The sequence below is a fragment of the Flavobacterium proteolyticum genome (assembly GCF_015223105.1).
Classification (GTDB): domain Bacteria; phylum Bacteroidota; class Bacteroidia; order Flavobacteriales; family Flavobacteriaceae; genus Flavobacterium; species Flavobacterium proteolyticum.
In genome coordinates this window covers 1-4,649 of record NZ_JADFTZ010000010.1, presented here as the reverse complement: position 1 = coordinate 4,649, position 4,649 = coordinate 1, and the positions used below count along the sequence as shown (strand labels likewise).

The window sequence follows — 4,649 nt, the reverse complement described above, 5'->3', positions numbered from 1 at the left end:
GCGGTTTGCTTCAATGGCTACTTCCGGATTTTCCTACGGAAAATCCGCAGCTGAATGGAATGTTTTGTTATATTTGTAATGGCTTGGTGTTGGTGTAACGCCACTGAGAGCAAGCCGCAGAACGTTACCAGCAATTTCTAAAAAAATGAGTAAAACAAAGACATATAGCTTGTTGAATCTGAAATTTTTATTTTTTTCATTAATAATTTTCATTTTATTTTTTTCTCTTATACTTTGTACAATAGGAACAATTAAAATATTATCTGAGTTCGGAAAGAACCTAAAAATAAGTATTGCTGGATTTTTATTATTTGTTCTTTATTCTTTTTTAATTTTCTTTATTGGACGAATAATTTATATGTACATTACTTATGTTTCAAATGAGCGAAATAAAATTGTGAAAATTGACACAGAAAATGAAACTCTTACGTTTAGTAAAAACTCAAAACAAAATATTATTGACTCAAAAAATATAGAAAGAGTTGAGTTGCATTTATCAACCAGTAATTATAGAAGTTTATTACGGTATTTCGAATACGTAAAAATAATTACGAAAGACAACAAAGAGTATATAATTACTAGTTTTATATTAAATTGTTCAATATTTGAGAATTTGTTTGAAAATGTAAAAAAAACAAAAAAGTTGAGTGATAAAATATTTCTGAAATAAAACTGCTGGTAACAGGCGTTTGGCAAGATTGCGAATTTTGTAGTAAATACACGTTTATTTCTCGCAAGAAATTTTAACTTTGATAGAAAATAATCGGTTCCGAACTTCGCAACCTCGCCAAGCGCCGGAACGTTGTAAAACAGTTTAGAAAAACCGATGAGAATGGAAAAACCTACTACGGACGAAATTATTGATTTCTTATTAAATACTTTATCTGACAATAAGTTTAAAAATGTAGATTCTAAATTAATAAGGCAAAAATTTAATTTAACTTTTAGTTCAGATGATATTGATTTGATAAAAAATTCTTTAATAAAAGCAGAAAATAAATCACTTATTGAATTAAACCAAAATAAGTCTTTTGCAAAATTAACTGAAATTGGCGTATCTGTTAAAAATGTAGGTTGGTTAGTGTATCTCGAATATGAAAAAGCAAAAAAATTAGATGAAATTGAGATTGAATCAATAAAAAAAGATACGTTAAAAGTTGATTTGAAATTAAAAAAATGGCAGATTAAAACTTTTTGGTGTATTTTTGGTATTGCTATCATTGGTTCTGGATTAAGTGTTTATAATTTTATAAATAATTTATTTCCTTCAAGAAATGAAGAAAAACAAGAAGAACAAATAATAAGAATGGAATCGGAATTATCAAAATTGCGTACTTTAGTTTTAGACCAAAGAAAAGTTGATTCTTTGCGTAACTCCAATTCTTATATAAAAAAATAATATCTTTAATCATAATAAATAATTTAAAATTACTTGACACTTAACAAAGGCGGACAAATTAAACCTTATAAAACCGATTTTACAACAGCGGTTTGTTTCAAGTGGCTGTTTAGTGATATTCCGAAAACGCCATTGTAAAATTTAATAATTAGTTTATATTTGTATTGGCTTGGTGCTGAAATCGCCACCTGAAAACAAGCCACATAACGTTGTACACAATTATGAAAAAAATATACCTAATAATTTTATTTTTAAGTTTTTTTAAAGTCTTTTCACAACAAAATGACTTTGAAAATTTTAATGGAAAGTGGAAATTATCCAAAAACTATACGGAAAATATAAAAACTCAAATTATTTTTTACGAAATCTTATTAATTGAAAGTAATAAAATAATTTTTCAAAATAGTCAAAAAAAGGAAAGTGTAACTTTAAGCTTTAAACTAATCGAACATTCTTATAAGTATACAAATAACCAAATATACAAAATGATTGAACTTGAAAATGGTGAAATTTGGGAATTACAATTTCGAGAAATTAATAATCAAAAAAGAATAATTTGGAAATGCACCAAAGACGCCGAAGGAGTCTCTTGGATTCAAGTTGATGATAGAGGAATTATTAGAGATCCTGAAGCAAGAAAAATAGCTTTAGATAGCGAGATTAATACTTATTATACGAAAATAGAATAACTGTGTACAACAGCGGTTTGCTTCAATGGCTACTTCCGGATTTTCCTACGGAAAATCCGCTGCTGAATGGAATGTTTTGTTATATTTATAATGGCTTGGTGTTGATTCAACGCCACTGAGAGCAAGCCTCATAACGTTAGCCGTCAGTTTGGCGAAACACGGAAAAAACGAAAGAAATGAAAGAAAAAATATATAAATATTCTGCTTTTAGTTTTGTGATAATTAACTTTATTACATTGTATCTTTTCTATGATTATTTCACAGAAAAACCATTAATGTTTCACGGATTAGGAATAATTATAAATTTTTTCCGTTTAATCGTTTTTTCCGTTGGACTGGGTTTAATTTTATTATTAGCTAGGATATTTTTCCATCTTAAGAAAAGGAAAAACTATTTACAAACTAATTTTTTATATGTATTTTCGGCAATATTTGGAATAAATCTTTTAATTAATTGGGTGATTTGTATTTTTATGGAATTAATTAGATTTGATTTTATGCTTAATCTAATTATTTTAGCATTATTTCTAATTTCGGTTATTATTTCAATTGACATTTTTAAGTCGAATTTTAAATCTTTGAAATAAATGAAAAAAAACTTGAAAATAATTAGTATAGCACTATTAACCTTTATTATTTTAATTTTTGGATTGTCAGGAAAGCTTACACACGAAAAATTCGACTCCAAAAAATGGAGAAATGCTGACCAAAATTTAGAAGAAAATTGGAGCATTCGCTGGGATATGATGAATAGTTTGAGAAATGAACATGAACTTATTGGAAAATCGTACGAAGAAATTATAAAAATTTTAGGCACACCAGACAATGAAAATAAAAGTGAATTATATTATAGTTTAGGTTATACAGGAAACGGAATAAATACGGGAAATTTAAAAATCGAAATAAACGCAGAAAAGAAAGTAACAAATATAAAAGTTAGTGAAGGATAAAAAACCGAACGGCTAACAGCAGTTTGCAGAAATGGCGGGTTTTGGGCTTAATTTAAAGTTGGTTTTGTACTTGCAAAGTCAGTGTTTAACCGAAAGTTTAGGCTTCCTTAATCCGCCACTTCTGCAAGCTGCAAAACGTTGTACACAATTATGAAAAAAATATACCTAATAATTTTATTTTTAAGTTTTTTTAAAGTCTTTTCACAACAAAATGACTTTGAAAATTTTAATGGAAAGTGGAAATTATCCAAAAACTATACGGAAAATATAAAAACTCAAATTATTTTTTACGAAATCTTATTAATTGAAAGTAATAAAATAATTTTTCAAAATAGTCAAAAAAAGGAAAGTGTAACTTTAAGCTTTAAACTAATCGAACATTCTTATAAGTATACAAATAACCAAATATACAAAATGATTGAACTTGAAAATGGTGAAATTTGGGAATTACAATTTCGAGAAATTAATAATCAAAAAAGAATAATTTGGAAATGCACCAAAGACGCCGAAGGAGTCTCTTGGATTCAAGTTGATGATAGAGGAATTATTAGAGATCCTGAAGCAAGAAAAATAGCTTTAGATAGCGAGATTAATACTTATTATACGAAAATAGAATAACTGTGTACAACAGCGGTTTGCTTCAATGGCTACTTCCGGATTTTCCTACGGAAAATCCGCTGCTGAATGGAATGTTTTGTTATATTTATAATGGCTTGGTGTTGATTCAACGCCACTGAGAGCAAGCCTCATAACGTTAGCAGCCATATTATGAGAAACGCGACTTTAACTCTTCTTTTGTTTTTTGCAATAATCGGTTGCCAAAAGAAAGAGTCAATTTTAGAAACTGAAAAAAAAGCGTTAAACTCTGTTTTTAACGAAGTTATTGATTCTGTCTACTACAGATTAACTAATGATAAAATATCTCTAAATAATAAGAGTAAAAAAACGATTGTAGTTAATGATAGTCTATATCCTGAAAGTCCTGGGTACGTTCAATTTAGAGATCACTTTAAAAATGTAGAAAATCTATATTTTGACACAATTAGTAAAAAAATTAGACAAAAAATTGATTTAAATCTTTTTACTAAAGAAGCAAAATTCAAATATCAATACCTTTCATCTATTAAACAAAACCCAATTAGAGAGGATTTTTGGAATTCTAAATATGCGTTACCAGGTTTTTTAGTTTTCTCTAAAATAAATTTTGATGAACATAAGAAATATGGAGTTTTATATTGTTCATTCACAAATGGTGATATCTATAAAGCAAAATGGTTTCTAATATACATTAAAAAATCTGGTAGAGATTGGGAATTAGATGAAATACATGCTCAACGTAGAATGTATTAAATACGGCTGCTAACAGTGGTTTTATGAAATTGGGGCTTTAGGGTTTAATGGGACGAACTTTTTGTATATTTGACTTCAGTCCAAATGGAATGATTCGGGGTAATATAAACCCCAACTTCATAAAGCCACGGGACGTTATGAGCAAGCTATCTTGAACTCTAAAAAAATGAAAAATATATTTATCATATTCTTAATATTATTCTCTATGTCAACTTTTGCGCAAAAGAAAACTGAATTTACAGGAAAAAAAGTAAAAGTTAG

General features: G+C 27.7%; 5 protein-coding genes. All 5 read left to right on the top strand.

The window, feature by feature from the left end; genetic code table 11:
- Window positions 1–832: 832 nt before the first annotated feature.
- Complete coding sequence (locus IM755_RS12715; protein ID WP_194097459.1) at window positions 833–1,399, top strand: hypothetical protein; 567 nt, start codon at window positions 833–835, stop codon at window positions 1,397–1,399.
- 221 nt (window positions 1,400–1,620) lie between these two features.
- Complete coding sequence (locus IM755_RS12710) at window positions 1,621–2,088, top strand: hypothetical protein (protein ID WP_194097458.1); 468 nt, start codon at window positions 1,621–1,623, stop codon at window positions 2,086–2,088.
- A 587-nt stretch (window positions 2,089–2,675) separates the two neighbouring features.
- Entirely contained in the window at window positions 2,676–3,038 is a 363-nt protein-coding gene (locus tag IM755_RS12705; RefSeq protein ID WP_228063951.1) for a hypothetical protein, read from the top strand.
- Window positions 3,039–3,188: 150 nt separating this feature from the next.
- The gene (locus IM755_RS12700) at window positions 3,189–3,656 is read left to right on the top strand and encodes a hypothetical protein (protein WP_194097458.1); all 468 of its coding nucleotides are present in this window, start codon (window positions 3,189–3,191) and stop codon (window positions 3,654–3,656) included.
- A 150-nt stretch (window positions 3,657–3,806) separates the two neighbouring features.
- Window positions 3,807–4,388 carry a hypothetical protein gene (locus IM755_RS12695; protein WP_194097457.1) on the top strand — a complete coding sequence of 194 codons (582 nt, stop codon included), beginning with the start codon at window positions 3,807–3,809 and terminating at the stop codon, window positions 4,386–4,388.
- Window positions 4,389–4,649 lie beyond the last annotated feature (261 nt).

Coding starts and splice junctions, on each gene's coding strand:
- IM755_RS12700 (WP_194097458.1), top strand. CDS start 3,189: ATGAAAAAAATATACCTAATAATTTTATTTTTAAGTTTTTTTAAAGTC.
- IM755_RS12710 (WP_194097458.1), top strand. CDS start 1,621: ATGAAAAAAATATACCTAATAATTTTATTTTTAAGTTTTTTTAAAGTC.
- IM755_RS12705 (WP_228063951.1), top strand. CDS start 2,676: ATGAAAAAAAACTTGAAAATAATTAGTATAGCACTATTAACCTTTATT.
- IM755_RS12715 (WP_194097459.1), top strand. CDS start 833: ATGGAAAAACCTACTACGGACGAAATTATTGATTTCTTATTAAATACT.
- IM755_RS12695 (WP_194097457.1), top strand. CDS start 3,807: ATGAGAAACGCGACTTTAACTCTTCTTTTGTTTTTTGCAATAATCGGT.